The organism is Acinetobacter brisouioides (genome assembly GCF_004331075.1).
Classification (GTDB): domain Bacteria; phylum Pseudomonadota; class Gammaproteobacteria; order Pseudomonadales; family Moraxellaceae; genus Acinetobacter.
In genome coordinates this window covers 1-24723 of sequence record NZ_SJNX01000003.1, presented here as the reverse complement: position 1 = coordinate 24723, position 24723 = coordinate 1, and the positions used below count along the sequence as shown (strand labels likewise).

Annotated in this window: 21 protein-coding genes, 4 tRNA genes and 1 riboswitch; of the genes, 20 read left to right on the top strand and 5 right to left on the bottom strand. The window is 41.8% G+C overall.

Annotation, left to right across the window (positions count from 1 at the left end):
- Positions 1-51: 51 nt before the first annotated feature.
- The 3 genes from thiC to E0H77_RS05115 form a co-directional block, all read right to left on the bottom strand.
- Positions 52-1947 (bottom strand): phosphomethylpyrimidine synthase ThiC, encoded by a 1896-nt coding sequence (thiC, locus tag E0H77_RS05125; protein ID WP_131375548.1) that lies wholly within the window; start codon positions 1945-1947, stop codon positions 52-54.
- Positions 1948-2040: 93 nt separating this feature from the next.
- Positions 2041-2161, bottom strand: a riboswitch (TPP riboswitch).
- A gap of 64 nt (positions 2162-2225) precedes the next feature.
- Positions 2226-3119 (bottom strand): DMT family transporter, encoded by an 894-nt coding sequence (locus E0H77_RS05120; RefSeq protein WP_131375546.1) that lies wholly within the window; start codon positions 3117-3119, stop codon positions 2226-2228.
- 76 nt (positions 3120-3195) lie between these two features.
- Positions 3196-4290 carry a hypothetical protein gene (locus tag E0H77_RS05115; protein WP_131375544.1) on the bottom strand — a complete coding sequence of 365 codons (1095 nt, stop codon included), beginning with the start codon at positions 4288-4290 and terminating at the stop codon, positions 3196-3198.
- 304 nt (positions 4291-4594) lie between these two features.
- Here E0H77_RS05115 and phoU point away from each other — a divergent pair, with 304 nt between their 5' ends.
- Positions 4595-5317 (top strand): phosphate signaling complex protein PhoU, encoded by a 723-nt coding sequence (gene phoU / locus E0H77_RS05110; RefSeq protein ID WP_131312356.1) that lies wholly within the window; start codon positions 4595-4597, stop codon positions 5315-5317.
- A 332-nt stretch (positions 5318-5649) separates the two neighbouring features.
- On the opposite strand, the gene E0H77_RS05105 is transcribed toward phoU, so the two are convergent.
- Positions 5650-5922 carry an oxidative damage protection protein gene (locus E0H77_RS05105; protein WP_131375542.1) on the bottom strand — a complete coding sequence of 91 codons (273 nt, stop codon included), beginning with the start codon at positions 5920-5922 and terminating at the stop codon, positions 5650-5652.
- Between the two features lie 10 nt (positions 5923-5932).
- Positions 5933-7366 carry an argininosuccinate lyase gene (gene argH, locus E0H77_RS05100; RefSeq protein WP_131375540.1) on the bottom strand — a complete coding sequence of 478 codons (1434 nt, stop codon included), beginning with the start codon at positions 7364-7366 and terminating at the stop codon, positions 5933-5935.
- On the opposite strand from argH, the gene E0H77_RS05095 reads away from it, so the two are divergent.
- The 19 genes from E0H77_RS05095 to E0H77_RS05005 form a co-directional block, all read left to right on the top strand.
- Complete coding sequence (locus tag E0H77_RS05095; protein WP_131375538.1) at positions 7357-8499, top strand: sensor histidine kinase; 1143 nt, start codon at positions 7357-7359, stop codon at positions 8497-8499. The genes argH and E0H77_RS05095 overlap by 10 nt on opposite strands.
- Before the next feature lie 44 nt (positions 8500-8543).
- Positions 8544-9281: a LytR/AlgR family response regulator transcription factor gene (locus E0H77_RS05090; RefSeq protein WP_131375536.1), complete on the top strand. Its 738-nt coding sequence runs from the start codon at positions 8544-8546 to the stop codon at positions 9279-9281.
- An 84-nt stretch (positions 9282-9365) separates the two neighbouring features.
- The gene (hemC, locus tag E0H77_RS05085; protein WP_131375534.1) at positions 9366-10286 is read left to right on the top strand and encodes a hydroxymethylbilane synthase; all 921 of its coding nucleotides are present in this window, start codon (positions 9366-9368) and stop codon (positions 10284-10286) included.
- Position 10287: 1 nt separating this feature from the next.
- The gene (locus E0H77_RS05080; RefSeq protein ID WP_131375532.1) at positions 10288-11052 is read left to right on the top strand and encodes a uroporphyrinogen-III synthase; all 765 of its coding nucleotides are present in this window, start codon (positions 10288-10290) and stop codon (positions 11050-11052) included.
- Positions 11049-11885 (top strand): hypothetical protein, encoded by an 837-nt coding sequence (locus E0H77_RS05075; RefSeq protein WP_131375530.1) that lies wholly within the window; start codon positions 11049-11051, stop codon positions 11883-11885. Before E0H77_RS05080 ends, E0H77_RS05075 begins: the two co-directional genes overlap by 4 nt.
- A gap of 9 nt (positions 11886-11894) precedes the next feature.
- Positions 11895-13091: a heme biosynthesis protein HemY gene (locus E0H77_RS05070; RefSeq protein ID WP_131375528.1), complete on the top strand. Its 1197-nt coding sequence runs from the start codon at positions 11895-11897 to the stop codon at positions 13089-13091.
- Between the two features lie 202 nt (positions 13092-13293).
- Positions 13294-13617: an H-NS histone family protein gene (locus E0H77_RS05065; protein WP_004902511.1), complete on the top strand. Its 324-nt coding sequence runs from the start codon at positions 13294-13296 to the stop codon at positions 13615-13617.
- A 513-nt stretch (positions 13618-14130) separates the two neighbouring features.
- Positions 14131-15306, top strand: coding sequence for an efflux RND transporter periplasmic adaptor subunit (locus tag E0H77_RS05060; RefSeq protein WP_131375526.1), 1176 nt, complete (start codon positions 14131-14133; stop codon positions 15304-15306).
- Positions 15299-18394 carry an efflux RND transporter permease subunit gene (locus E0H77_RS05055; protein ID WP_131375524.1) on the top strand — a complete coding sequence of 1032 codons (3096 nt, stop codon included), beginning with the start codon at positions 15299-15301 and terminating at the stop codon, positions 18392-18394. The genes E0H77_RS05060 and E0H77_RS05055 overlap by 8 nt, the downstream gene beginning before the upstream one ends.
- Positions 18394-19893 (top strand): efflux transporter outer membrane subunit, encoded by a 1500-nt coding sequence (locus E0H77_RS05050; RefSeq protein ID WP_131375522.1) that lies wholly within the window; start codon positions 18394-18396, stop codon positions 19891-19893. Before E0H77_RS05055 ends, E0H77_RS05050 begins: the two co-directional genes overlap by 1 nt.
- Before the next feature lie 55 nt (positions 19894-19948).
- Positions 19949-20380 (top strand): RidA family protein, encoded by a 432-nt coding sequence (locus E0H77_RS05045; protein ID WP_131312344.1) that lies wholly within the window; start codon positions 19949-19951, stop codon positions 20378-20380.
- A gap of 438 nt (positions 20381-20818) precedes the next feature.
- The gene (locus E0H77_RS05040; protein WP_131375520.1) at positions 20819-21463 is read left to right on the top strand and encodes an FHA domain-containing protein; all 645 of its coding nucleotides are present in this window, start codon (positions 20819-20821) and stop codon (positions 21461-21463) included.
- A 50-nt stretch (positions 21464-21513) separates the two neighbouring features.
- Complete coding sequence (locus E0H77_RS05035; protein WP_131375518.1) at positions 21514-22185, top strand: phosphoglycolate phosphatase; 672 nt, start codon at positions 21514-21516, stop codon at positions 22183-22185.
- A 129-nt stretch (positions 22186-22314) separates the two neighbouring features.
- Positions 22315-23808 carry an anthranilate synthase component I gene (gene trpE, locus E0H77_RS05030; protein ID WP_131375516.1) on the top strand — a complete coding sequence of 498 codons (1494 nt, stop codon included), beginning with the start codon at positions 22315-22317 and terminating at the stop codon, positions 23806-23808.
- Positions 23809-23906: 98 nt separating this feature from the next.
- Positions 23907-23982 (top strand) — tRNA-Thr (locus E0H77_RS05025).
- Between the two features lie 55 nt (positions 23983-24037).
- A tRNA-Tyr gene (locus E0H77_RS05020) sits at positions 24038-24121 on the top strand.
- 38 nt (positions 24122-24159) lie between these two features.
- Positions 24160-24235, top strand: a tRNA-Gly gene (locus tag E0H77_RS05015).
- 12 nt (positions 24236-24247) lie between these two features.
- A tRNA-Thr gene (locus E0H77_RS05010) sits at positions 24248-24322 on the top strand.
- Between the two features lie 169 nt (positions 24323-24491).
- A partial coding sequence (locus E0H77_RS05005) for a GTP-binding protein (RefSeq protein ID WP_228151811.1) occupies positions 24492-24723 on the top strand: 232 nt, incomplete at its 3' end.

Sequence of the window (24723 nt, the reverse complement as noted above, 5' to 3'; positions counted from 1 at the left end):
ATTTCATCCTAACTGAGCTATGAATTAAGGCAACTCTTTTTTATGCAAAAATTAGACCTTGTGGTATAACTTTTGTCCTGTCTGCTGGTAGGTTTCCTTCATGCTCTGTAAACCTTGTTCAACTTCTTGATTTTGAATATCTGGCTGATTTGCATTTTTTTGATTTTCTGCATAATCCCTTACATTTTGCGTGATTTTCATTGAGCAGAATTTAGGACCACACATTGAGCAGAAGTGTGCTGATTTATGTGCTTCTTTCGGCAAGGTTTCATCGTGCATACTACGTGCTGTGTCTGGGTCTAAACTCAGGTTGAACTGGTCGTCCCAACGGAACTCAAAACGCGCTTTCGACAGCGCATTGTCACGGACTTGCGCACCCGGATGTCCTTTGGCAAGGTCAGCCGCATGAGCAGCGATCTTGTAGGTAATAATGCCATCTTTCACATCTTTCTTGTTTGGCAGACCCAAGTGTTCTTTTGGTGTCACATAGCACAGCATGGCTGTACCGTACCAACCAATCATGGCTGCACCAATCGCGGAAGTAATGTGGTCATAACCTGGTGCGATGTCAGTCGTCAGTGGTCCAAGCGTGTAGAAAGGCGCTTCTTTACAGACTTCAAGTTGCAAGTCCATATTTTCCTTGATCATGTGCATTGGAACGTGACCAGGGCCTTCAATCATCACCTGAACATCATGTTCCCAAGCACGATGAGTCAACTCACCCAATGTTTTTAGTTCGCTAAATTGTGCTTCATCATTGGCATCTTGAATACAACCTGGGCGTAAACCATCACCTAAACTAAATGACACGTCATAGGCTTTCATGATTTCACAGATTTCATCGAAATGCGTGTACAAGAAGTTTTCTTGATGATGTGCCAGACACCATTGCGCCATGATCGAGCCACCACGCGACACGATGCCTGTCAGGCGGTTTGCGGTCATTGGTACATAACGTAGCAATACACCTGCATGAATAGTGAAGTAATCTACGCCTTGTTCGGCCTGTTCAATCAAGGTGTCTTTAAAGATTTCCCAAGTAAGGTCTTCAGCAACACCATCGACTTTTTCAAGCGCTTGATAAATGGGAACTGTACCGATTGGCACTGGCGAGTTACGGATAATCCATTCGCGGGTTTCATGAATATTTTTACCTGTCGACAAGTCCATGATGGTGTCAGCGCCCCAACGGGTTGCCCAGGTCATTTTTGCTACTTCTTCATCAATCGAAGAGCCAAGCGCAGAGTTACCAATATTGGCATTAATTTTCACCAAGAAATTGCGCCCAATAATCATTGGTTCAAGTTCAGGGTGGTTAATGTTGGCAGGAATAATCGCACGTCCCTCAGCCACTTCCTGACGCACAAATTCAGGGGTGATTTCTTTAAGATTTTGCGCACCAAAGTTTTGCCCAGCGTGCTGACGCATGTCGACATTTTCACGCTGACGCTGGTTTTCACGAATTGCGATATATTCCATTTCAGGTGTAATAATACCTTGCTTGGCATAATGCATTTGCGTAACGTTTTTGCCTGCCTTGGCACGGCGCGGGTTTTGAATGTGGGCGAAACGGATTTCTGCGGTACGGATATCTTTGAGGCGTTCTTGACCGAACTTTGAGGTTAAGGTGTCGAGTACATCGGTATCGGCACGTTCTTCAATCCATGTACCACGAACTGACGGCAAACCTTGATTGAGGTCAATTTGCGTATTCGGGTCGGTATAGGCACCAGAGGTGTCATAAACCATGACAGGTGGATTATGTTCACCGCCCAAACCTGTAGGCGTTTCAGTCAGTGAGATTTCACGGAAGGGCACTTGAATGTCTGGGCGAGAGCCTTGAACATAGACTTTACGTGATGCAGGCAAAATACGGGTCAGATCTTTTGCATCTTGTTCATGTTGTGCTGAAATATCAGCAGGGGACGGATTCGTTAATTGGTTCATGGTCATGATCCTTATGAATGACATCAACGAATCAAGCACGACCAAAAAACGTGGCGGATTTATCAGGTTAGAAAGGATAAATCTCAGGCTGTAGTTTTTAGATGGCTTGATTCCTACGCAGGTCTTAACCTGATCAGGTTCAACGGTACTTGTGTTTAAATGCGGACATTTACACAATCTCAGCGAGGGATTACTCGCGCTCCGTCAAGCATGGCAACAGCTTAGCATGTTTTTATGTAGAAAAAAGACCCTGCAAGATTTTTACAAGGCTCTGATCGTTAACAGGCAGATTTATCATTATTTTTAGGTTTTAATTTGGCAAGTAGTGCAGGATTGCACAGTAAAATTGAGGCAAAAATCAGGCTAAAACCAATTAGGCTGACAGGGTCAGGCAATTCTTGCCAAAAGATATATCCCCAAACGCCTGCAAAAATAATGGCCATGTAGTTGACAGGCCCAATTTGCCCCGCAGGTGCCAAGCTGTAGGCTTTGGACATAAAAATCTGACTGATATTGGCCAACAAACCTGCACTGATTAAAAATGCCAGTTCATGCCAATGGTAAGCTCGAATCAGCCAAAACATTGGAATGGCAGACACCAGTGAACCAAAAGCGCAAAAATAAAACACAATCCGCTCCGCAGGTTCGGTATCGGTAAGTGCCCGCACCGTGACAAAAGCCATGGCTGCCAGAAAACTGGCGACAAGCCCAATCAGCGAAATACTGTTAAACATGCCTGAGTCTGGTTTGGCAACGCATAGGACGCCCGTTAAACCAATCAGTGCCGCGATCAGCATGGATTTGGTAATCCGTTCTTTTAAAAACAACCATGCAATTAATGGAATAAAAATCGGGGAAGAATAGGTAAACACCATTGCATTAGAGAGTTTAAGATGAGCAATCGCGTAGAAAAAGCCATACATTGCAGATAATCCGACAATGCTGCGCCACAAATGCATCCGCAATTTTGTAGTTTTAAAAAACTGAGGCCCTTTTTGCAAAAGCATTGGGATAAAAATAAATAACCCAATAAAATTGCGGAAAAATACAATAGTTGCGTTGTCTACAGTATGTGAGGCATAGCGAATACAAACCCCCATAATCGAAAATAAAAAGGCAGAAATAATCAAGAAGCCAATGGCTTTCAATATATCTGAGGGGGCAGAAGTCATGGTTTTCAGGGTAAGAAAATAAAGTCAGAATAACTGCCTAAGATAGCATGAATAGGCTGTTTTTACGGCAATGGTCTTAAAATTGCTGTTTACTCACGAGGCTGTTTGCCACCTTGCCTGCATGGGTAATACAAATAGAATCACTTAAACAATCACGATTAATATGTGTACTGTCTAGCGCCAGCGGATCATACAGCCCCATATAATGATCGAGCTGTTTCATGGCTTTGATCGTCTCACTTTGTGGTGAACGCTGCTCACTCGGGCTGAGTTCAATCGGAATACTCTCATCACGTTTACTCGGAGCAATCTGAATAAAATGCAGGAATTTTTTTGCCTGTTGCCCTAACTCAGAGTGGTCTTGTGCCGCTAAATACTTAATTTCTTCGAGCGCTTCTGGGTAAATATTATCCTCACCGACATAATTGCTAGATACGGGCATATTGCTTACCCCGTGAAAGAGAAACTGGGTATATCTGAATTTCAAGCGTTGTGCATCATCAATCAAAGTACTGTCAGGATACGTCTTGACATAATTTTGCCAAAACAATGCCCGTTTGGAAATTTCAGCCCATGAGATATTAAAACCGTTGCCAGACAAAATCGGGAGTTCATTTTGAGCAGCGAGCGTTTCAATAAAAATCTGTTCGGCTTTGGGGAGGTAAGGCGCAAAAATATGCAGCAAATATTTGGGCTGACGACGATACATAATTCCCGTATCGCCAGAATCATAAACCTCATAATAAGCCGCATTGCCCTGATGCTGGAGCAAATAGCGATCGCGCGGTGAAAACTCAGATAAATAACTGGTGTTGTATGTATTGTCGCTCATCGCGTATTGATCAAAAGCACGTTGTTGTTCTGTCGTGCGGTCGCTGGCGAGAAAGCGCTGATACATGCTGGTTGACGCATAGAGTAATTGTTGGCGTTGGCTCAGCGAAAGTTGTGGCAAACATTGCTCTAATTGCTGATTAACATACTGCAAGTCTTGTACTGAGCTGGTATTGGTGATGTTCTGCATCTGCTGATTGAGCAAACTGCACAAAGAAATGACGGTTTTTTGTGTTCCGTGGAGTTGCGATTCTTCCTGATGTGGTTCATTGGGAGGTTGATGGCAGCCTGCTATCAAGAGTACGAGCATTAACATGGAACGCCCTAGTTTAACTGGCATAAATCAACCTCAAAAATTTAAATCGTCAATTGCTAACATTGCGAATTTATGGATGATATTTTTAGAGCAAGCATGTAAAGAAAGCTGTTGTAAAGTTGCAAATTTTGGTTAACAAATTTAGTGAAGTGTCAAAGAAAAATGAAATATGTCCATACTCTGTAAAATTCCATGATTTTTGAGAATTCTAGGAATAAGATACTGAAAATCAAAAAAAGCAGCATATCAAATTGTTGGTTTTGTCATCAAAGCGTCATGTAGATTATGTTTAAATAAAAAATTCATTTCTCGATTTTGGAGATCTCTCTTGACCCTAAAAAATCCAGTCTTAGCTCATCATATTTCTTCACAATTTAATGAAGATTTACAAGAAGTGAATGCTAAATTTATGGCAATGGGAGGGATAGTCGAACAGCAAGTGACCAATGCCATTCATGCATTGCTCGATACTGACGTGAATATGTCACTCGATGTTCAATACCAAGAAAAAAATGTAAATCGCCTTGAGCTTGAAATTGACGAAGGCTTAACCCTGATTTTGGCACGTCGTCATCCTGCCGCAATTGATCTTCGAATGGTTATTGCCATGAGCAAAGCCAATACGGATATGGAGCGTATTGGGGATGAAGCCTTAAAAATTGCCAATATTGCACAAACTTTATGTGAAGAAGGTAGTTCACCACGTGGTTTTATGGAAACTCGTCATATTGGTAACCAGGTCCGCGTTATGATCCATGAGGCCCTAGATGCTTTTGCGCGTCTTGATGCCGAGCAAGCGTTAGAAGTACTGCGTGCTGATGTCGATATTGATCGTGAATATCAATCTGCGACACGTACGCTCATGACCTATATGATTGAAGACCCACGCTATATTTCACGGGTATTAAATGTTCTCTGGGTACTGCGTTCTTTGGAACGGGTGGGTGATCATGCACGTAATATTGCCGAGCAGGTGATTTATATTGTTAAAGGTCTAGATGTTCGTCACACCAGTGTAGATGAAATTGAACAACGGGTACACAGTCGTTAATTGAACTGACCACGATATTTTTTAAAGGGCGAAGAAATTTCGCCCTTTTTTTATGGATGACTCAAATTTAAGATAAAAAAAATCCCAGAGTTGGGGGTTATCTGGGATATATAAAAGGAGTATCGGTCACATCAATCAATCAAGAACAAACCTTGTCTTGTTAGAAGTATCATAACCAGAGTCTAAGCAATAATCATGTGAAGGCTTGTTATTTTGTATGCTTGTTTGTAAATAACAGGTAAGTTTTGTTTAAATAAAAAAGCAACGAGCGAGTCGTTGCTTTTTTACAGTCTGTTTAATACCAAGCTAGATTTTCCCAGCAGAAAAAATCATTATTTCTCGGCAGTCCAGCCTTCTGCTTTCTCTACGCTTTCATCATTACTCAAGAATTTTTCGCGCTGTTCTTCCAGAAACTTTTTCGCTTCTGCGTCAAACACATTTAAGCGTTTTTCATTGATCAGCGTGGTTTGGTGTTTTAACCATTCTTGCCATGCCTGTTTCGAGACCGTTTCAAACAGTTCTTGTCCTTTGGCACCAGGAAATGGTGCAAAGTCCAAGCCATCCATTTCAGTTTGATATTTACGGCAAAATACTTGTCGAGTCATATCTTGATCCTTAAGCGTAAAGTTTAGCTAAACGCGCATGCGCACGTTCAATCGCTGCGGCAACTTGTACAGGCGCTGTTCCACCGATGTGGTTACGTGCGCTGACAGAAGCCTCAAGGGTTAATGCTTTTTCAAATACATCTGCACTGATCAGGTCAGAGAACTGTTGTAATTGTTCAAGGGTGAGTTCAGACAAATCTTTCGATTCCTGTACGCCAAGAGCAACCGCTTTACCCACAATTTCATGTGCGTCACGGAATGCCACGCCTTTTTTCACCAAATAATCTGCCAAGTCAGTTGCGGTTGAGAAACCACGTAGTGCAGCTTCACGCATAATTTCAATATTTGGAACCAGTGCAGGAATCATGTCGGCAAATGCCATGAGTGAACCACGAACGGTATCGATCGCATCAAACAATGGCTCTTTGTCTTCTTGGTTGTCTTTGTTATAAGCCAACGGTTGACCTTTCATGAGGGTTAACAGGCTCATGAGGTCACCATACACGCGACCTGTTTTACCACGAATCAACTCAGGAACGTCTGGGTTTTTCTTTTGTGGCATGATTGATGACCCTGTGCAGAAGCGGTCAGGAATATTGACAAACTTAAACTGTGCCGATGTCCACAAAATCATTTCTTCAGACATACGTGACAAATGCATCATAATTAAAGACGCAGCGGCATTGAATTCAATACCAAAGTCACGATCTGAAACCGCATCTAGCGAGTTTTCGCTAACCGCTTCAAAGCCTAATAATTCAGCCGTATAAGCGCGGTCGATTGGGTAGGTTGTTCCTGCAAGTGCAGCAGAGCCAAGTGGCATGCGGTTGACACGTTTACGGCAGTCGATCAGGCGTTCGCTGTCACGCACCAGCATTTCAAACCATGCCATCAGATGATGACCAAAAGTCACAGGCTGTGCCGTTTGTAAATGGGTGAAGCCTGGCATAATAGTGGCAGTATTTTTGGCAGCTAAACCCAAAATTCCTTTTTGTAAGCGTTCGAGTAGTTTGAGAATGTCATCAATCTCGTCACGTACATATAAACGGATGTCAGTTGCAACTTGGTCATTACGGCTACGACCTGTATGCAGTTTTTTACCTGTAATGCCGATGCGGTTGGTCAGACGTGATTCGATGTTCATATGAACATCTTCAAGGTCAATACGCCATTCGAACGTACCTGCTTCAATTTCCTGACGAATTTCAGTTAATCCTTGAATAATGTCATCACGTTCAGCTTCAGTCAGAACACCGACTTTGGCAAGCATGGTGGCATGTGCAATTGAACCTGCGATATCTTGTTGATAAAAACGTTGGTCAAATTGTACAGATGCAGTAAATTCAGCAACAAAAGCATCAGTAGCTTCGGTAAAGCGACCTCCCCACATACCTGAAGTTTCATTGGTTTGCGGAGTATTAGAGGAATTAGAAGATGTGGTCATGGCGGCTCAGTAAAATAAAAAGCAGTATAACAAAAGCTCAGCAACTTGCCGATGCTCAAGATCATCATTCAGCCCAGAGTAGCGATGCGCTGAACAATCAGTCAGCCTATTTTTTTACGAAAATAGGGCGTTGGCAACACTTAATCGAATTATTTGCAGCCAGCAGTATTTTGGCGGTGGTGTTAATGCTGGCAGAAGCAGGGACGTGGCAAGCCATGAACTGGGGGCATGTGCTGCAATATTTGCTCTACATTTATTGGGTGATTCTGGTTTTTATTGTGGTGATTCAGAAAATACAGCCGAAACTCACTCATTTAAATCATGTTGTTGTATTCACATTAGCATTTGTTTTGTTGCAGGGGACAGTGCTGCTGACCACGATTTTCTTAAATGCATTGCTGTTAATGGTGCATTTTGGCTGGCGACAGCTTGGCGATTGGCAACAGTTATTTGATCATGCAGGCTTACATCTCAGCTATGGCGTACTTATGGGGGCATTTTCTCTACGTTATTTGTACATCCGCGATCAGTGGATCAAGCAGCAACACAGCGAATTGCAGGCACGGATTCAGGCTATGCAGGCGCGGATTCAGCCGCATTTCTTGTTTAATAGCTTAAACAGTGTGGTCAGCTTGATTGCAGTTGACCCCGATAAAGCAGAAGAGATGCTGATTAATCTGTCACGTTTATTTCGGGTGAGTTTGCAGGAACTCAAACTGGTGAGCTTGGCAGAAGAACTACAGATTTGCCGACAATATATTGCGATTGAACAGATTCGCCTGCGGGATCGGTTGCAGATGGATTGGCGCTTACCCGACATTCAATCACTGCAATATATTCAAATTCCAGTCCTGAGTTTGCAACCTTTACTTGAAAATAGTATTTTTCATGGTGTTGAAAAAATAAGCAGTCCGTGTAAGATCAGTTTATTGGTGGAGATTCTCGACCGACAAGTCAATATTGTGATTACTAATCCATATTTACAAGAACAACAAGGGCAACGCCAAGGCAATGGCATTGCATTAGAAAATGTTAAACAACGGCTACGTGCCTATTATGGCGATGCTGCCTATATTCAATGTTTTGCAGGGCAGGGCATTTTTACCACAATCTTAACCTATCCGTATCAATAACAAACGGATGACATACAAAGCAGATCGGGGAATATAAAGCGCGTATGGATATTTTAATTTGTGATGATGAGCCGTTAGCTGTTGAGCGATTGGTGCGTTTAGTCAGCGATTTGGGGCATCAGGTAGTGGCAACTGCTGAACATGGTGGGCAAGTCTACGATTTGGTTCTTGAGTATGAACCTGATGTGGTATTGCTCGATATTCAAATGCCTGAAATGGATGGATTAAGTTGCGCCCGTCAATTGGCACACCTTGAGATCAAGCCCGCCATCATTTTCTGTACAGCGTATGATCAGCATGCTTTACAGGCATTTCAGTCACAGGCGCAAGCTTATTTACTCAAACCGATTGCCAAAAATGAATTGCGTGAAGTGCTGGATCAGGTTTGTAAACCTAATCAGGCGCAAGTCAGCCAGTTTCAACAATCATCCAGTCAAATATCCCAAAAACAGCGTCAGCACATTACCGCAAAGTCCCATCGGGGGGTCGAACTTATTCCGATTGAACAGGTGTATTATTTTTTGGCAGATCAGAAATATGTCACCATTCGCCATCAAAAGGGCAGTGTTTTGATTGATGAAACGTTAAAAGATCTGGAACTGGAATTTGCTGACCAGTTTATTCGAATTCATCGCAATGCCTTGGTATCCATCAAATTTTTAGATGGAATTGAAAGTATTTGTTCTGGACAGTATCAGGTGCGGTTACGCGATATCACCGAGCGTTTGGTGATCAGTCGACGGCATTTGCCTCAGCTTCGCGAGTCTATCCAGCAACTCTAAACAGTTTTTTGGGCTGGGGACTTGCATTTTTATTAGATCAGGTTAAGTTTAGTGCATCATCTCGATGCTCAGGCTTCATCCATTATGAATATTTTGAAAATTGCGACTCGCCAAAGCCCTCTTGCACTCTGGCAAGCCGAGCATATAAAAAGTCGCCTTGAGCAGCTTCATCCTCAGTTAACCGTAGAATTGGTGACTTTTGTCACTCAAGGGGACAAAATCCTCGATACACCTTTAGCAAAAATTGGTGGAAAAGGTCTATTTGTCAAAGAACTAGAAAATGCCTTACTCGATGGTCGTGCCGATCTAGCCGTTCATTCTATGAAAGATGTTCCAATGCAACTGCCTGAAGGCTTAACGCTGGCGGTGATTTGCGAGCGTGAAAACCCGTTTGATGCTTTTGTTTCCAATCATTACGCCCATTTTGATGAATTGCCACAAGGTGCAGTCGTGGGGACATCTAGTTTGCGTCGTAAGTGCCAGATTTTGCAGCAGCGTCCTGATTTAGTGATTAAAGATTTGCGTGGCAATGTAGGCACTCGTCTTGGAAAACTGGATGAAGGTCAATACGATGCAATTATTTTAGCCAGCGCTGGCTTAATGCGTTTGGGTTTGGAACAACGTATTCGTCATCATGTTGCCTCAGACATGAGCTTACCTGCAGTTGGACAAGGTGCTTTGGGCTTGGAATGTCGTGATCAGGATCAGGTAGTTCTAGATTTGATCGCACCTTTGGCACATGCTGAAACTCAATATTGTGTACGTGCTGAACGGGCATTTAATGCGTACCTGGAAGGTGGATGCCAAGTGCCAATTGCAGGTTTTGCTACCTTGGAAGGTGAGCATCTGCATATTGAAGGCCGCGTTGGCAGTGTGGATGGTACAGTCCTGCTCAAAGCTACACTTGAAGGGACTGTGGAGCAAGCTGAGCAGCTGGGTGTGCAATTAGCACAGCAATTGCTGGCTCAAGGCGCAGGTGAATTACTCAAGGCACTGCACCACTAAAATGCTGTTGCTGAATACTCGCCCAATCGAGCGTGCGCAAGCCCTGACGCAAACCTTACAACACGATCAGATTGACGTGGTGGAACTGCCTTTACTGGAATTAAAGGCAATGCCCTATTCTGCAGAACTTGCTGCATTCTATCAGCAATTGCTGCACGCTCAGGTGATTGTGGTGGTTAGCCCAATGGCGGTTGAAGTGGGTATGCAGTATTTGCAGGCAAGCCAAATTGAACTCTCGGCTCTCAATCAGGTGCAGTGGATTGCTGTGGGGCAGGCAACGGCGCGCAATTTGCAGCACTATGGTATTACTGCCCTTGTTCCAGATGTTGAAAATTCTGAAGGTATGTTGCAACTTCCTGTATTGCAGCGTTTGCATCTTCAGCATGTGGCATTTTGGCGAGGGCAGGGTGGGCGACAGTTCATGATGGATGCCTTACAGCAGCACGGCGTCAATATTTTGAATTTTGTGCTTTATCAGCGCCAGTGCCCAGCACAGGCCGCGACACAGTTTCAGCAATTATCCCTGCGCTTGCTAACCATGACAGAGCCTGTCTTTGTTTGTATAAGTAGTGAAGCCAGTTGGTTGAACTGGGTCAAACTATGTCAAAATAACCCCGAAATTTTATCTAAATGTCAGTATCTCACTTTAGGGCAACGCTTAACGCAATTGTTGCTTCAGCAGCAAATTCCAGCTGTACAGCAGCTTGAAAGTTTAGACCCAGAGAGCATACGCAACTTTCTGTTAAAACAAAAAGGCACAGCATGAGAAAGTTATTTGTGGCTTTAAGTCTATTGATTGTCGCTTGGATGGTAAAACTCAATTACGATCTGGTGCAAAACTCAAAGCAATTACAAGAGCTACAAACGCGGATTTTGCATAGCGAACAAGCCAATGCCAATGCCAATGACCAGTTAGTGGCATTACAGCGTCAACTTGCACCCAATACCTCAGGGGCTACTGCTTCAGATGTTGCCAGTAGTGAAAGTGCTGCTGTACATGCGCTTAATCCGATTATTTTGGTAAAACAGCAGTTGCAACTGGTACAGTTTGCTTTACAGCAGCAACAGGATGTTTATGCATTTGAACAATTGCAAAAGCTCAATCAGGAGATTGCAGCTTATGATTTAGCGCCTGCTTTGCAGCAAAGTTTATATCAGGCGATAAATCAAGATTTACAAAATATTCAGCAATATCATGATAACCATCAAAATCAGCTGGATCAGCTACATTTAGTATTCCGTCAAATCGATCAGCAATTAAATCAATTATTATTGAGTCAAACCCAACAATATCAGCCTGTACAGCAAAAGCATTTTTGGAGTCGCTGGTTTAAAGTTGAATCAACAGACCAGCCACAAACTGAATTAATGAATCAACGGCTGGTATTAAAAGAAATGCAAATACGTTTGGTGCTCGCAAAACAATTGCTTGAATCTGGTCAATATGATGAATATCAACAAACACTGTTAGATGTAAATCAGTTATTGCGCCAAGCACCGACATTTAATCGTCATGCTTTAAGTTTATTACTTGAAAAAGCGAAGCAGTTGCCTGCTGTGGCTATGCCAAAACTCACTGCACTGGCAATATTGAATTAGAGGTCGGGCATGAAACAGATTTTATATTCTTATGCATTTGTGCTGCTGCTTTTAATTGCGCTTGTGAGTATCTTGAGTTATGGATATGGCGCAGGTTATGTTTATGTTTATTTTCGACACTGGCAAATTCAAAGTAATGTTTGGGCATTATTAATTTTTTTGACAATACTGAGCCTGATTGGGCAAGTATTATGGTTGTTATTTAAACGCTATTTTTCCCGACTCGAACAAAGAAAACAGAAAGTATTTAATTTTGAACATTTGCATCCTTATGAAAAAATGGCGGTATTGTGGTTATTAGATGCGAATCAAGAAAAAAGACAGATGGTCGAAGGGATTTTCAAACAATCTAATTTATTAAATGAAGTGATTCATGCGTTTTTTCTCTGGAAACAGGGGGATGCAAAGTCAGCATTAAACATGCTTGAACATAGCCCCGCCATGGCTTTTGAATTGGCCGAATTGCAGCGAATTGAAATTTATTTATCTGAACAAAATCCAAATCATGCATTAACCCATTTGGAGTTTTTATCTCAGCATGAATTATCACCTTGGCTCAAAGACATTCAGCAGGGGTATCTGCAGCGTTTAGCATTGCTTTGGGGACAGTTTGCGGCACAGTTTCCGTGGCTGTATGTACAAAGTAGTCAGTTTGGGCACTTAAATGATATTGATAAAACCCGCTGGTTACAGCAGATCTTAATTGCCTTTGATCAAGCGAGTCCTGAAGATTTAAATCATTTACAGCAGCGTTATGAAGAGTTTAAAGATACGAAGCTGCATGAGACAACTCGTGAAAATAAAGTGTTGTGGTTGAAGGTTTTAGCGCGCTTACCAGAGATGAGTCTGGCACATGAAGTATTGGCAGAGACATTGCTGAATGAATTGTTTGATCAGGAGGTTTTTTATTTATGGTTTGAAAAACAATTGTTAAAACAAACACCTGCATATGATAAAATTGAACAACAGTTAAATATGTGGGAAGCGAAATATCCAAATATTCCTGTATTTAGTTTTGCAAGATGGTTTGTTTATCAGGAAACAGGATGTTTTGCAGAAGCAGAAAAATTATTAGAATTATATCCAGATAATATATTAATGAGTTATTTAAGAATTAAAAATCAGTTAAAGGATAATGAGGTTCTTGTGCAACAGCTTAATTTACTGTTTGAGAGTAATACAAACTTTTTAAAAGTAAATCTATAGCCGAATAATTTTGCAATCAAATATCAGGATGTTTTAAATATGAAACTAGAGGTTTTATGGTTTTAAAATAAAAGACGATTGATGTTGTAAAAATAAGTTATTTCTTTGGCTTTACTCTATACTTAATAATCGTGATTAGATTAATATATTTCACATGGAAGTTTATTTTAAATAGATTCCAATCTGAATTTGGAGAAAAACTGTGCAAGACATTAGTACTTTATCTGTTGAAGAGTTAAAACGCTTACAACGTGAAGCAGAAGTTTTAATTGCTTCTAAAAAAGAACAAGCAATTCAAGATGCTTATAATCAAGTGATTGAAATTGCTTCAGGTCTTGATTTAACAATTGAGCAACTACTTGAATATGGTGCTCAAAAACGTAAAAGCCCAACGCGTAAAACTGTTGAGCCACGCTACCGTAATAAAAACAACCCGGAAGAAACCTGGACTGGTCGTGGTAAACAACCTCGCTGGTTAGTGACTGAGTTGGAAAAAGGCGCAAGCTTGGAAGACTTCTTAATCTAATCTAGATCAAGAAAATAAAAAAAGCCGAATTTATTTTAGATTCGGCTTTTTTTTATTTGTACTGTTGCAGGGTTTTGTGACATAAATTTTTAAGAATTGAACTTCTTTCATCATTGGTTCAGCTCTCTTTATATTTATCTCATAGGGTGAACGAAAACAGATGAATAAAAGAAGTCTGGTATACCCAGTTAAATTAGCGATGCGGTTGGTTTTAGTGGGAAATACGAGGTGTTTGGGAATAGTGTTGTTGAATCAGTGATTATGAGTTGCTTGGTATAATATCTATACTTTTAATTAGATGTAAGTTATCAGAAATATTAAAATTTTATATCATTAATTTGTCATTTTAGAAAATTATAATCTAGAATATTTGATTTAATTTTTAAATATATTTCAAATATTTAATTTGTTGTTTTAATTTTTGTTTAATTTTTCACTTATACGATGTACGTGCTTTAAGCAGGCCGATTTTTTAAAAATCACGAATCCAATACGATTTAAGGTAGCCAGACTATGCCTTCAAACAATCATAACACTTCAAAATTATTTGTCGGTTCAAAATTGGCTATCGCACTCGGGGGATGTTTGCTGATAGGCATCATTTGGATGGTATCACCTCATAAAAGTGAATCTGCTGAAGCTAAAAATCCTAGCCCTCCCCCTGAAATGTTTAAGCATCAAGGGGATGAGTATATTGTGCCGAACCATTCACCTTTAATAAGTCATCTCAAAGTTATGCCTGTGAATTCAGGTGGTTCAGCCCAGATGACAAGTTTCCCAGGTATGGTTGAGGCAAATACAGCGGCATCTGCCAATATTGAGCCTCCATTGACAGGTCGTATTGTCAAACTCAATGTGAAAATTGGTGATCACGTTCGCAAAGGGCAAGTGCTTGCAATTCTGAGCTCTGGGGATTTAGCCCAAGCATATTCAGATGTAAGCAAAGCCAAAGATAGTTTGAGTTTAGCGAATGCCAATTTAAAACGTGCACGTGAAGTTAATGCGATTGGTGCGAATGCAAATAAAGATTTAGAAGCTGCTCAAAGTACACAAATCCAAGCTAAAGACGAATATGAACGTGCAACACAACGCTTAAAAACACTGGCAGGACATGGTGCAAAACTTTCAGGTTCAGAAGCCTTTTTACCAATTGTTTCTCCAATCAATGGTGATGTCACCGCTTTGAATGTCGGTCTTGGCTCATTTATCAATGACAATACCAATGCGATTTTGACCATTGCAAATTTTGATCAGGTCTGGGTAACTGCAAATATTCCAGAGGCACAGCTGAATCAGGTGCATACAGGGTTAGAGGTTGATGTGACTTTCCCTGCATATCCAAACCAAGTGTTTCATGGGCGTATTGGTAATGTAAGCAGTGTTTTAGATAGCGACACCCGCCGCGCCAAGGCTCGTATTTTATTTGATAACACCAATATGAAATTGAAGCCAAATATGTTTGCAACGGTGCAAATTAAAAATAACAGTCAGCAGAAAATTACTGTACCGCAGTCTGCGTTGCTGATGAATAATGAGCAAATCACCGTTTTTGTAGAAATAAAACCACATACCTATGTGCGGAAAATTGTGGAATTGGGCAGTGAAAATGACACTGATGTACAGATTATTTCAGGCTTAAATCCATCAGATCGCGTGATTGTTAGTGGTGGGGTGCTCTTAAATGATTAATCGTCTGATTGCCTTATTTTTTCGCCGCCGTCACTTGGTTTGGGCGATTGCCATTATTCTCGCAATTTATGGCATGTACTCATGGAAAGTGATGAAAGTAGAAGCATATCCAGAACTTGATGATGTCACCGTGCAGGTCACTACACAAGTTCCTGGGTTGTCTGCTGAAGATGTTGAACAGCAAATTACAACGCCACTAGAACGCAGTTTATATAGCACGCCAGGCGTCACAACGATTCGTTCCAGTAGTACTTTTGCACTTTCTCTGATTACACTGGTGTTTGACAGCAAAGATGATTATTTTGCTCGTCAAAGGGTGATGGAGCGTTTAAGTAGTGTGACGTTACCTGGTGGTACTCAACCCAGTTTAGGTCCTTTAAGTGGTTCGGGTGGCGAAATTTATCGTTATACCCTTGAAGCTGAAAATAAAAATTTAATGCAACTTTCAGAGATCCAGCGCTGGGTTGTTATGCCTGCATTTAAGCAGGTTGCAGGGGTTGCAGATGTCAATAACTTTGGTGGTTTAACCAAAGAATTCCGTATCGAATTAGACCCTGCAAAAATGCAGCAATATGGCGTGGTTCTTAATGATGTGACCACCGCAATTAATTCCAGTAGTTCAGATGCTGGGGGTGGTCGTATTACACGGGGTGAACAAAGCTACGTTGTGCGCGGCATTGGTCAAGTTCATTCCCTTGATGATTTATCTTCAGTTGTTGTGACTCAAAAAAATGGCATGCCTATTTATTTAAAAGATTTAGGTAAGCTGATTATTGGTCACCAAGAGCGTGAAGGAATCATGGGTAAAGACTATAACCCAGATACGCTTGAAGGGATTGTTTTGATGACAAAATATCAAAACCCTTCAACCGTTTTAGATGGTGTACATGCCAAAGTTGATCAACTGAATAAGCAACTTGCTCCGCAAGGCGTCAAAATTGTGCCTTATATTGACCGAGATAGCTTGGTCAAACTTACTGTAGATAAAGTGACACATACCGTGATGGAAGGTGTGGGGCTTGTTCTAATTGTTTTGATCTTATTTTTAGGAAGTCCACGCAGTGCCATTATTGCGGCGGTTGCTATTCCTGCGGCGTTGGTGACTGTATTTATTCTCATGAATTTTACAAACATGCCCGCCAATTTATTTTCGCTTGGGGCAATCGACTTCGGGATTATTGTCGATGGGGCAATTGTAGTCATGGAGGCGATTTTAAGACGTCGAGAAGAAGAGCCAGATGTGGTTTTGGGCGAGCAAGATATCTTAGAAACTTTAAGCTATGTCGGTCGTCCGATTTTCTTTGCAACATTGATTATTATTACTGCCTATTTACCGTTATTTGCCTTTGAACGCGCTGAAGGTAAGTTATTTACACCTATGGCGATTACAGTGAGTTACGCATTACTCGGTGCTTTAGTGTGTGCGATCGCACTGATTCCGGGATTGGCTTACGTTGCTTTGAAAAAGCCCAGAAAGATTTTTGAAAATAAACCCTTAATCTGGCTCACTGAAAAATATCGAAAAGTTTTAACCACTTTATTATTCCGCCCAGTGATTGTTTATAGCATTACGATTTTGTCTTTAGTGGCTGTGGTCTTGCTTGGCGCGCGTACAGGGCGTGAATTCTTGCCTGAGTTAGATGAAGGTGCATTGTGGTTACAGGTACAACTTCCAACAGGTATTTCATTAGATAAATCTAGTGAAATGGCAACAAATTTACGTCGTGTTTTACTCAAGCATCCTGAAGTGTCTTATGCGGTGAGTCAGGTTGGGCGTAGTGATGAAGGCACAGATCCGTGGACACCATCGCATATCGAAATGCCAGTCGGGTTAAAACCCTATAGTGAGTGGCCAAATGGCGAAACCAAAGCTCAGTTTATTAAAAAATTAGGTCAAGAATTTAGCCAGATGCCTGGTTATGATATCGGGATTAGTCAGCCGATTATTGATGGGGTAAATGATGCGGTAGGTGGTGCGCATAGTCCTTTGGTTTTACGTATTTATGGGCCAGATTTAAAAGAGGGTCGCCGTATTGGTGATCAAGTGGTCGATATTTTAAAAGGAATCCGTGGAACAGCTTCAGCTTCATTATTTCAGGAACCACCCATTCCACAAGTCATGATCAAGGTGAATCGTGAAGCAGCGGCAAGATACGGTATTAGTATTGCGGATATTTCTGCGCTGATCCAAACAGGTGTCGGAAGCACGCCGATTATTCCCGTGTACGTTGATGCCCGCCAATATAACGTTACAGTCAGTTTCCCTAAAAATGCGAAGAATAGCCCTGCCGAACTCGGTGCTTTGCAATTAAACAGCGCGAGTGGTGCAAAAATCCCGTTGGCTCAAGTGGCCGATATTTCACTCAAAACGGGCGAAAGTACGATTTCACATGAGCAGGGCGAACGACAAATTACTGTTCGTATTGATAACCGTGGTCGCGATTTAACCTCTTATTTGGCTGAGGCGCAGCAAAAAATCAATACTCAAGTCAAACTCGATCCAAATAAATATCATATGGAGTGGGCGGGGCAGTTCCAAAGCCAAGATCGTGCCGAAAAACGTCTGGCGTTTATTATGATTTTAGTGATCGGGATGATGGGCGCTTTGCTATTTTTCCAATTTGGACGCTTCCGTCAAGTATTACTCATTTTAGGTGTTGTGCCACTGGCGACTTTAGGCGGGCTTATTGCGTTGAATGTGACGGGAAATACCTTAAATGTCGCGAGCGCAGTCGGCTTTATTGCGCTGTTCGGTGTCTCTGTCCAGAACGGGATTATTATGGTGGCCAATTTCAGGCGTGTGCGTGGAGATGGGCTTGATCTCGATCAAAGTATCATTACCGCAGCAAGTGAACGTTTACGCCCTGTTTTAATGACGGCTACGGTGGCTTCCATTGGAATGTTGCCCGCAGCATTGGCAACAGGAGTCGGAACAGATGTACAGCGTAATTTGGCTACAGTTGTGGTGGGTGGTCTCATTGTATCGACTTTATTGACCTTATTTATTGTTCCAGTTTTTTATTATGTGATTGAAAAATTTGCTGAAAATAAAAAATGGAATATGCCTGGACGTCGGAGTCATCGTTAATGAAAAACTTTAGACCATATGCTTTGCCTGTAAATGCTTTAAGAAAAGGCACGTTCTGGAGCGGGGTAGGTTTGCTGGCAATCCTCTCAGGTTGTACGGTTGGCCCCAATTATCAACGTCCCGATGTTCATTTGCCTAAGGCACTCATTGAGCAACCCAATTTGGCATTATCTCAGGCCTCTTCAACAGCACAGAAATACGTTTTACAAGATATTCCTACAGCGTGGTGGCAAGCCTTTCATTCACAAGAACTGAATTTGCTGATCGAAAAGTGCCTGAAAAATAATCCTTCTGTGGCGATTGCCCAGGCGAATTTAAATCAGGCTTTGGAAAATGTGAGAATCCAGCAGGCGGCATTTTTTCCTTCGGTATCTGCAACTTTTAACCCAACTCGACAAAGCGTTGCGACGTCATTGGCTAGCCCCTTGGCTTCAAATAGCCATGTTTATAACTTGCATACAGCACAATTAAATGCGTCCTATAGTTTAGATGTATGGGGGGCAAATAAACGTCAGATCGAAATGCTAAAAGCTGAAGCAGAGGCGAGTCGTTACAACGTAGAAGTGACGTATCTTACTTTGATTAGTAATGTCGTGAATGCTGCGATTCAAGAAGCCATCATTCGAGATCAAATTCGAATTACGCAAAATGTAATTCAAAAACAACGTGAATTAACGTCGATTGTGCATAAAGCGAGAGCGCTTGGACAAGTGTCAGATGCAGATGTGATGACACAAGAGTCGGCGCAATTGGCAGTTGAAGCAACATTACCGCCTTTGCAAAAACAACTGGCAATTCAACGTGATTTAATCAAGGCTTTAGCAGGCGAATACCCAAGTGATCGTTTGGATGCCGAGTTTAATTTAAATCACTTTAAGCTACCATATGAACTGCCAGCAGTATTACCTTCAAGCTTATTGCAACGCCGTCCTGACATTCGGTTATCTGAAGCCATGTTACACTCTGCGAGTGCTAATATCGGGGTTGCCGTTGCGAATCGGTTGCCAGATATTACCTTAAATGCAGATTTAGGATCATCTGCTGATCGGCTTGCAAATTTATTTTCATCTGCATCGAATTTCTGGATGATCGGGGCGAATGTCGCAGAGCCTATTTTTGATGGTGGTGCGTTAAAACATAAAGAAAAATCGGCACGTGCTGCTTATGATGGTGCAGTAGCGCAATATAAGGCTACGATTATTACTGCATTTCAAAATGTTGGCGATGTGATGCAATCAATCCAGTCAGATCAAAATGCCTATCACACAGCCTTACAGGCTACACAGGCAAGTTCAAAAAGTTTAAATTTGGCACGCAAACAATACCGTTTAGGTGATATTAGTCGTATAGCTTTACTGCCACTTGAACAAAATGATCTACAAATGCAATTAGCATTGGCGCAAGCTCAAGGCAATCGCTTACAGGATACGGCTGCATTATTCCAAGCCTTAGGTGGGGGATGGTGGTCAACTCAGCAAAATCAAGACACAACAAAATGACAAGATCTGTGCCATGTAATTAGATATTGTGAAATAAAGAATAAGGAGAATTCAAATGGTGACAATTACACGGCATGAAATAGGTCCACGATTTAGTGAAATGACCATTGCCCATGTGGGTTCAGCAAATTTTATCTATATTTCAGGGCAGGTGGCTGAAAATACAATTTTAGATGTTGAAGGTCAGACCAAGGAAGTTTTGAAATTTATAGATCGCTTGCTTGAACATGCTGGTGCCAGCAAAAAAGATATTGTTTGCGCTCGAATTTATTTAGCTTCTGTGGGTGATTATGCACAAATGAATGCAGTCTGGGAGGATTGGGTGCCAGAAGGCTGTCCACCTGCTCGTGCTGCTTTAGGTGTGAAACTGATTGACTCGGAATATAAAATTGAAATTGAAGTTCAAGCGGTTGCAGAACATGTTCTGGAAGATGAAAATTGTTTAACGGGTGCGAGTTTAAAGCATCAATCTGAGCATAAACGTTAATATCGAACGTGATTTTTACTGATAGAAAAACACCCTGCAAGTTGGAGCTAGGTATCTAGCTTTCGGGGTGTAGTTTATTTCGCGAGCTTTTAAAAGTTTCAGCATCTCTCATATGATTCAAAGTAAGAATGTAATTTAGATCGCCGTATCTAGATTAAGTTTAATTTCATTCTTGTTTACCTGATCATTTAGACCTTAGACCCAAGTGCCTACGATGAATTTGAGCTTTATTTTGTTGTCGTCCCTAAAATTAACCGTATGATAATTTTACAGGTAAGCTTACTCTTTTGGGCATGATGTTGTTGAATAAGCAATTTTATTGATGCGCACAAAACAGTCGTGTTTAGCGATAAAGTGAATTGAATCATTAGGCTGACAGGGGCAGCATGATCGGCTAAACATGTTATTCTATGTGAAACGAAAAAACGGGAAATCAATATGAGTTGGATATTACAGGCGATTTCTGATGAATTACAGGGTCAGGAAGTCGAAGTAAAACAAGATATGCTGGTTGGACGTCATCAAGACTGTGACCTTGTTTTGCAATCTTCGGCGATTTCCCGCCGCCATGCAGCATTCAGCGTTCGGGATGAGCAATTGTGGTTAACCGATTTAAACTCATCCAATGGCACCTTTGTGAATGATGCGCGCATTGCTCAAGAGACACTGTTGACGCAAGGTGATATCGTTCAGTTTGCTAATTTAAAATTTGCATTGCTGGCTGAAAACGCGGATTTGGTGCTTGATGAAAACCTTGAATTATCTAAAACAGCTGGCCAAACAGCAGCAGATAATCATGCTCAAAAAATGAATGAGCAGGGTATGCCAAGCCTAACAGAGCGCTCAGCGGAAACAGCGGTCAACCATGAAGGTATGCCGCAGCATGTCGCTGTACCAAAACCTGCTCCTATTCCAGAAGGTGTAGACCCTCATGCTAAGGCTGAACCTACACCAGTACCTGTTGAGCAACCTGTATCTCGTGTTGAGCAAGAAGTTGAACAACAGAAAAATGTATCAGTTGGATTGATGACCATTATTGTCATCATTATTTTGGCTGTTTTGGCATTTGTATTCTTTAAATAAGACGAAGTGATGGGGTTGCAACTCAACCTCATACTTAGCAGGAGAAATATATGTCATCGGTCAGTCGATTACAGCAGCGAGATGTTATTTTATTTGATTTAGATGGCACCTTAATTGATACCGCAGCCGATATGTTTCGCGCTATGAATCTGACCTTGCAACAGCTCGGTTATCCGCTGGTGACTGAAACACAAATTCGTGAATGGGTGGGGCAAGGAACATCCAAGCTCTGTGATCGGGTATTGATGCATTTACAGGGAAAAATTGACCCTGAGCAGCATCAGCAGCTATTGGAAAAATATTTAGCAGTTTACGAGCTTGAACTGTGTGTAGAAAGCCAGTTGTTTGAAGGTGTCTTGCCCTTTTTACAGTACTGCCAGTCGCAGCAGTTAAATATGGCTTGTGTGACCAATAAACCTGAGCATCTGGCAAAAACCCTACTCAATAAACTTGAAGTCGGGAACTTCTTCAGTTTAGTTGTTGGTGGAGATAGTTTGCCTAAGCGTAAACCAGACCCAATGCCAATATTACATGCTATGAATTTCTTTCAGGTACAACCTGAAAAGACACTCATGATTGGTGACTCAAGCAATGATGTTGAGGCTGCACGCCGTGCAGGTGTTGACTGTGTAGTGATGAGTTATGGCTATAATCATGGTGAGGATATTTCTGCTTGCCAACCGCAGCAAGTGATTGATACTCTCGAAACCTTAATGGTTTAATGTTTGTTTAATAAGTACAGGAATTTTGGAATGAATATGATCACATTTTTTCGATGGCGTCGCTCATAACCGCGCTTAACCGAGTTTTGACTGATCAACCCTATTTTTAAAATAAAAGGCATTCCACAAATGATGACTCCTGAACTATTTCAACAACTCCAACAACAAGGTTTTAATACCATTCCCGTCTACCGTCGCCGCCTAGCAGATACCGATACACCGTTATCGGTGTTTGCCCGCCTGAAACAACATGCGCAAGCCTATTTGTTTGAGTCGGTAGAGGGTGGAGAAAACTGGGCGCGCTACTCAATTATTGGTTTGGGTGAGTCAACCATCTTTTCTTGTAATGAAGGTCAGCTCACAGTTCAACAACCCGATGGGCAAATTACCCAGCAGTCATGCAGTGACCCATTTCAATATATCCGCGACTTTCAGGCGCAGTTTAAAGTTCCAACACAACAACAAATACCTGAGTTGCCGAGTTTTACAGGCGGTCTAGTTGGTTATTTTGGCTATGATGCTGTACGTTATATTGAGCCGCGTCTGAACCATATTCCAAATCAAGACCCTGTTGGCTTGCCCGATATCTGGATGATGTTATCAAAAACCGTCATTGTTTTTGATAACTTGAAAGATACCTTATTTATTATTGTGCATGCAGATACACAAGATGCCGATGCCTACCAAAAAGCACAGCAGCAACTCGATGAGATTGAAAAACAGCTCAATACTCCGATTAGCCTAGAAGCCAAACCACATACAGCACCACATTTTGAATCTCTCACAGGTAAAGAGAAATTTTTACAAACGATTGAGAAAGTCAAAGACTACATTCGTGCAGGCGATGTGATGCAGGTAGTGCCAGGGCATCGCATGGTGTCAGATTTTGATGGCGAACCTTTACAGGTGTATCGCGCATTACGTCATCTTAATCCATCACCTTATCTATTTTTGGTGCAAGGTCATACCTTAACCGATCAAAAACCATTTCATATAGTTGGTTCATCACCTGAAATTCTTTCTCGTTTGGAAAATGGGATTGCCACTGTGCGTCCACTTGCAGGCACACGACCACGTGGAAAAACTAAAGAAGAAGATCTGGCACTAGAAAAAGACTTGCTCTCTGATGAAAAAGAAATTGCTGAACATCTCATGCTGATTGATTTGGGGCGTAATGATGTGGGGCGTGTTTCTAAAATTGGCAAAGTACAAGTGACTGATCGCATGGTGATCGAACGTTACTCTCACGTGATGCACATTGTATCTAATGTACAAGGTGAAGTAAGAGATGATGTTGATGCACTCGATGTTTTTAAAGCCACATTCCCTGCGGGAACGCTATCTGGTGCACCTAAAATCCGCGCAATGGAAATTATTGACGAAGTTGAGCCAGTAAAACGCGGTATTTTTGGTGGTGCAGTCGGATATTTGGGCTGGCATGGTGAAATGGACATGTCGATTGCCATTCGTACCTGTGTTATTCGTGATAATAAAGTCTATGTACAGGCTGGGGCAGGGCTGGTTGCAGACTCAAATCCTGAATCTGAATGGAATGAAACCCAAATAAAAGCTCGCGCCGTGATCAAAGCGGTTGAATTATCATCAAATGGATTGATTTTATGAGTTTTTCGCAGTTTTTTTTAAAAAACTGCTTGCATCATTTCTGAGTTTTGCTAAACTGCACACCGTTCCGATACGAAACGTACGAAACACTAAGAAACGCCGGCATAGCTCAGTTGGTAGAGCAACTGACTTGTAATCAGTAGGTCCACAGTTCGAATCCGTGTGCCGGCACCACTTAAAAGTGTTAAGTATAGTCAAGTAAAGAATAGCACTGAAATAAGTGTGATCTGGTGAGATTCCCGAGCGGTCAAAGGGAACAGACTGTAACTCTGTCGCGAAAGCTTCGAAGGTTCGAATCCTTCTCTCACCACCATATTTAAACTTCGAATGAAGTGGTATACATACCAACACGCGGGAGTAGCTCAGTTGGTAGAGCGGCAGCCTTCCAAGCTGCATGTCGCGAGTTCGACCCTCGTCTCCCGCTCCATCGAAGATTATCGCTCTTATAGCTCAGTGGTAGAGCACTCCCTTGGTAAGGGAGAGGTCTCGAGTTCAAGTCTCGATAAGAGCTCCAGATTACAGTTTAGTAGAAATATCTACAAATTTTTAAAGAAGCAGGCTTATTAGTCTGCTTTTAAAGTATTGGGTGTCTGTTTTTTTTAAGACCATATGTCGATGTGCTGAGTTGCTTTTAATGCTTAGTCCCCTGTAGCTTGGTTTCGACGTAAACGAGGAAGATCATCATGGCTAAAGCCAAGTTTGAACGTAATAAGCCACACGTAAACGTGGGCACAATTGGTCACGTTGACCATGGTAAAACAACTCTTACTGCTGCAATCGCAACGATCTGTGCAAAAACTTACGGCGGCGAAGCGAAAGATTACTCGCAAATCGACTCAGCTCCAGAAGAAAAAGCACGTGGTATTACAATTAATACTTCTCACGTAGAATACGATTCTCCAATTCGTCACTACG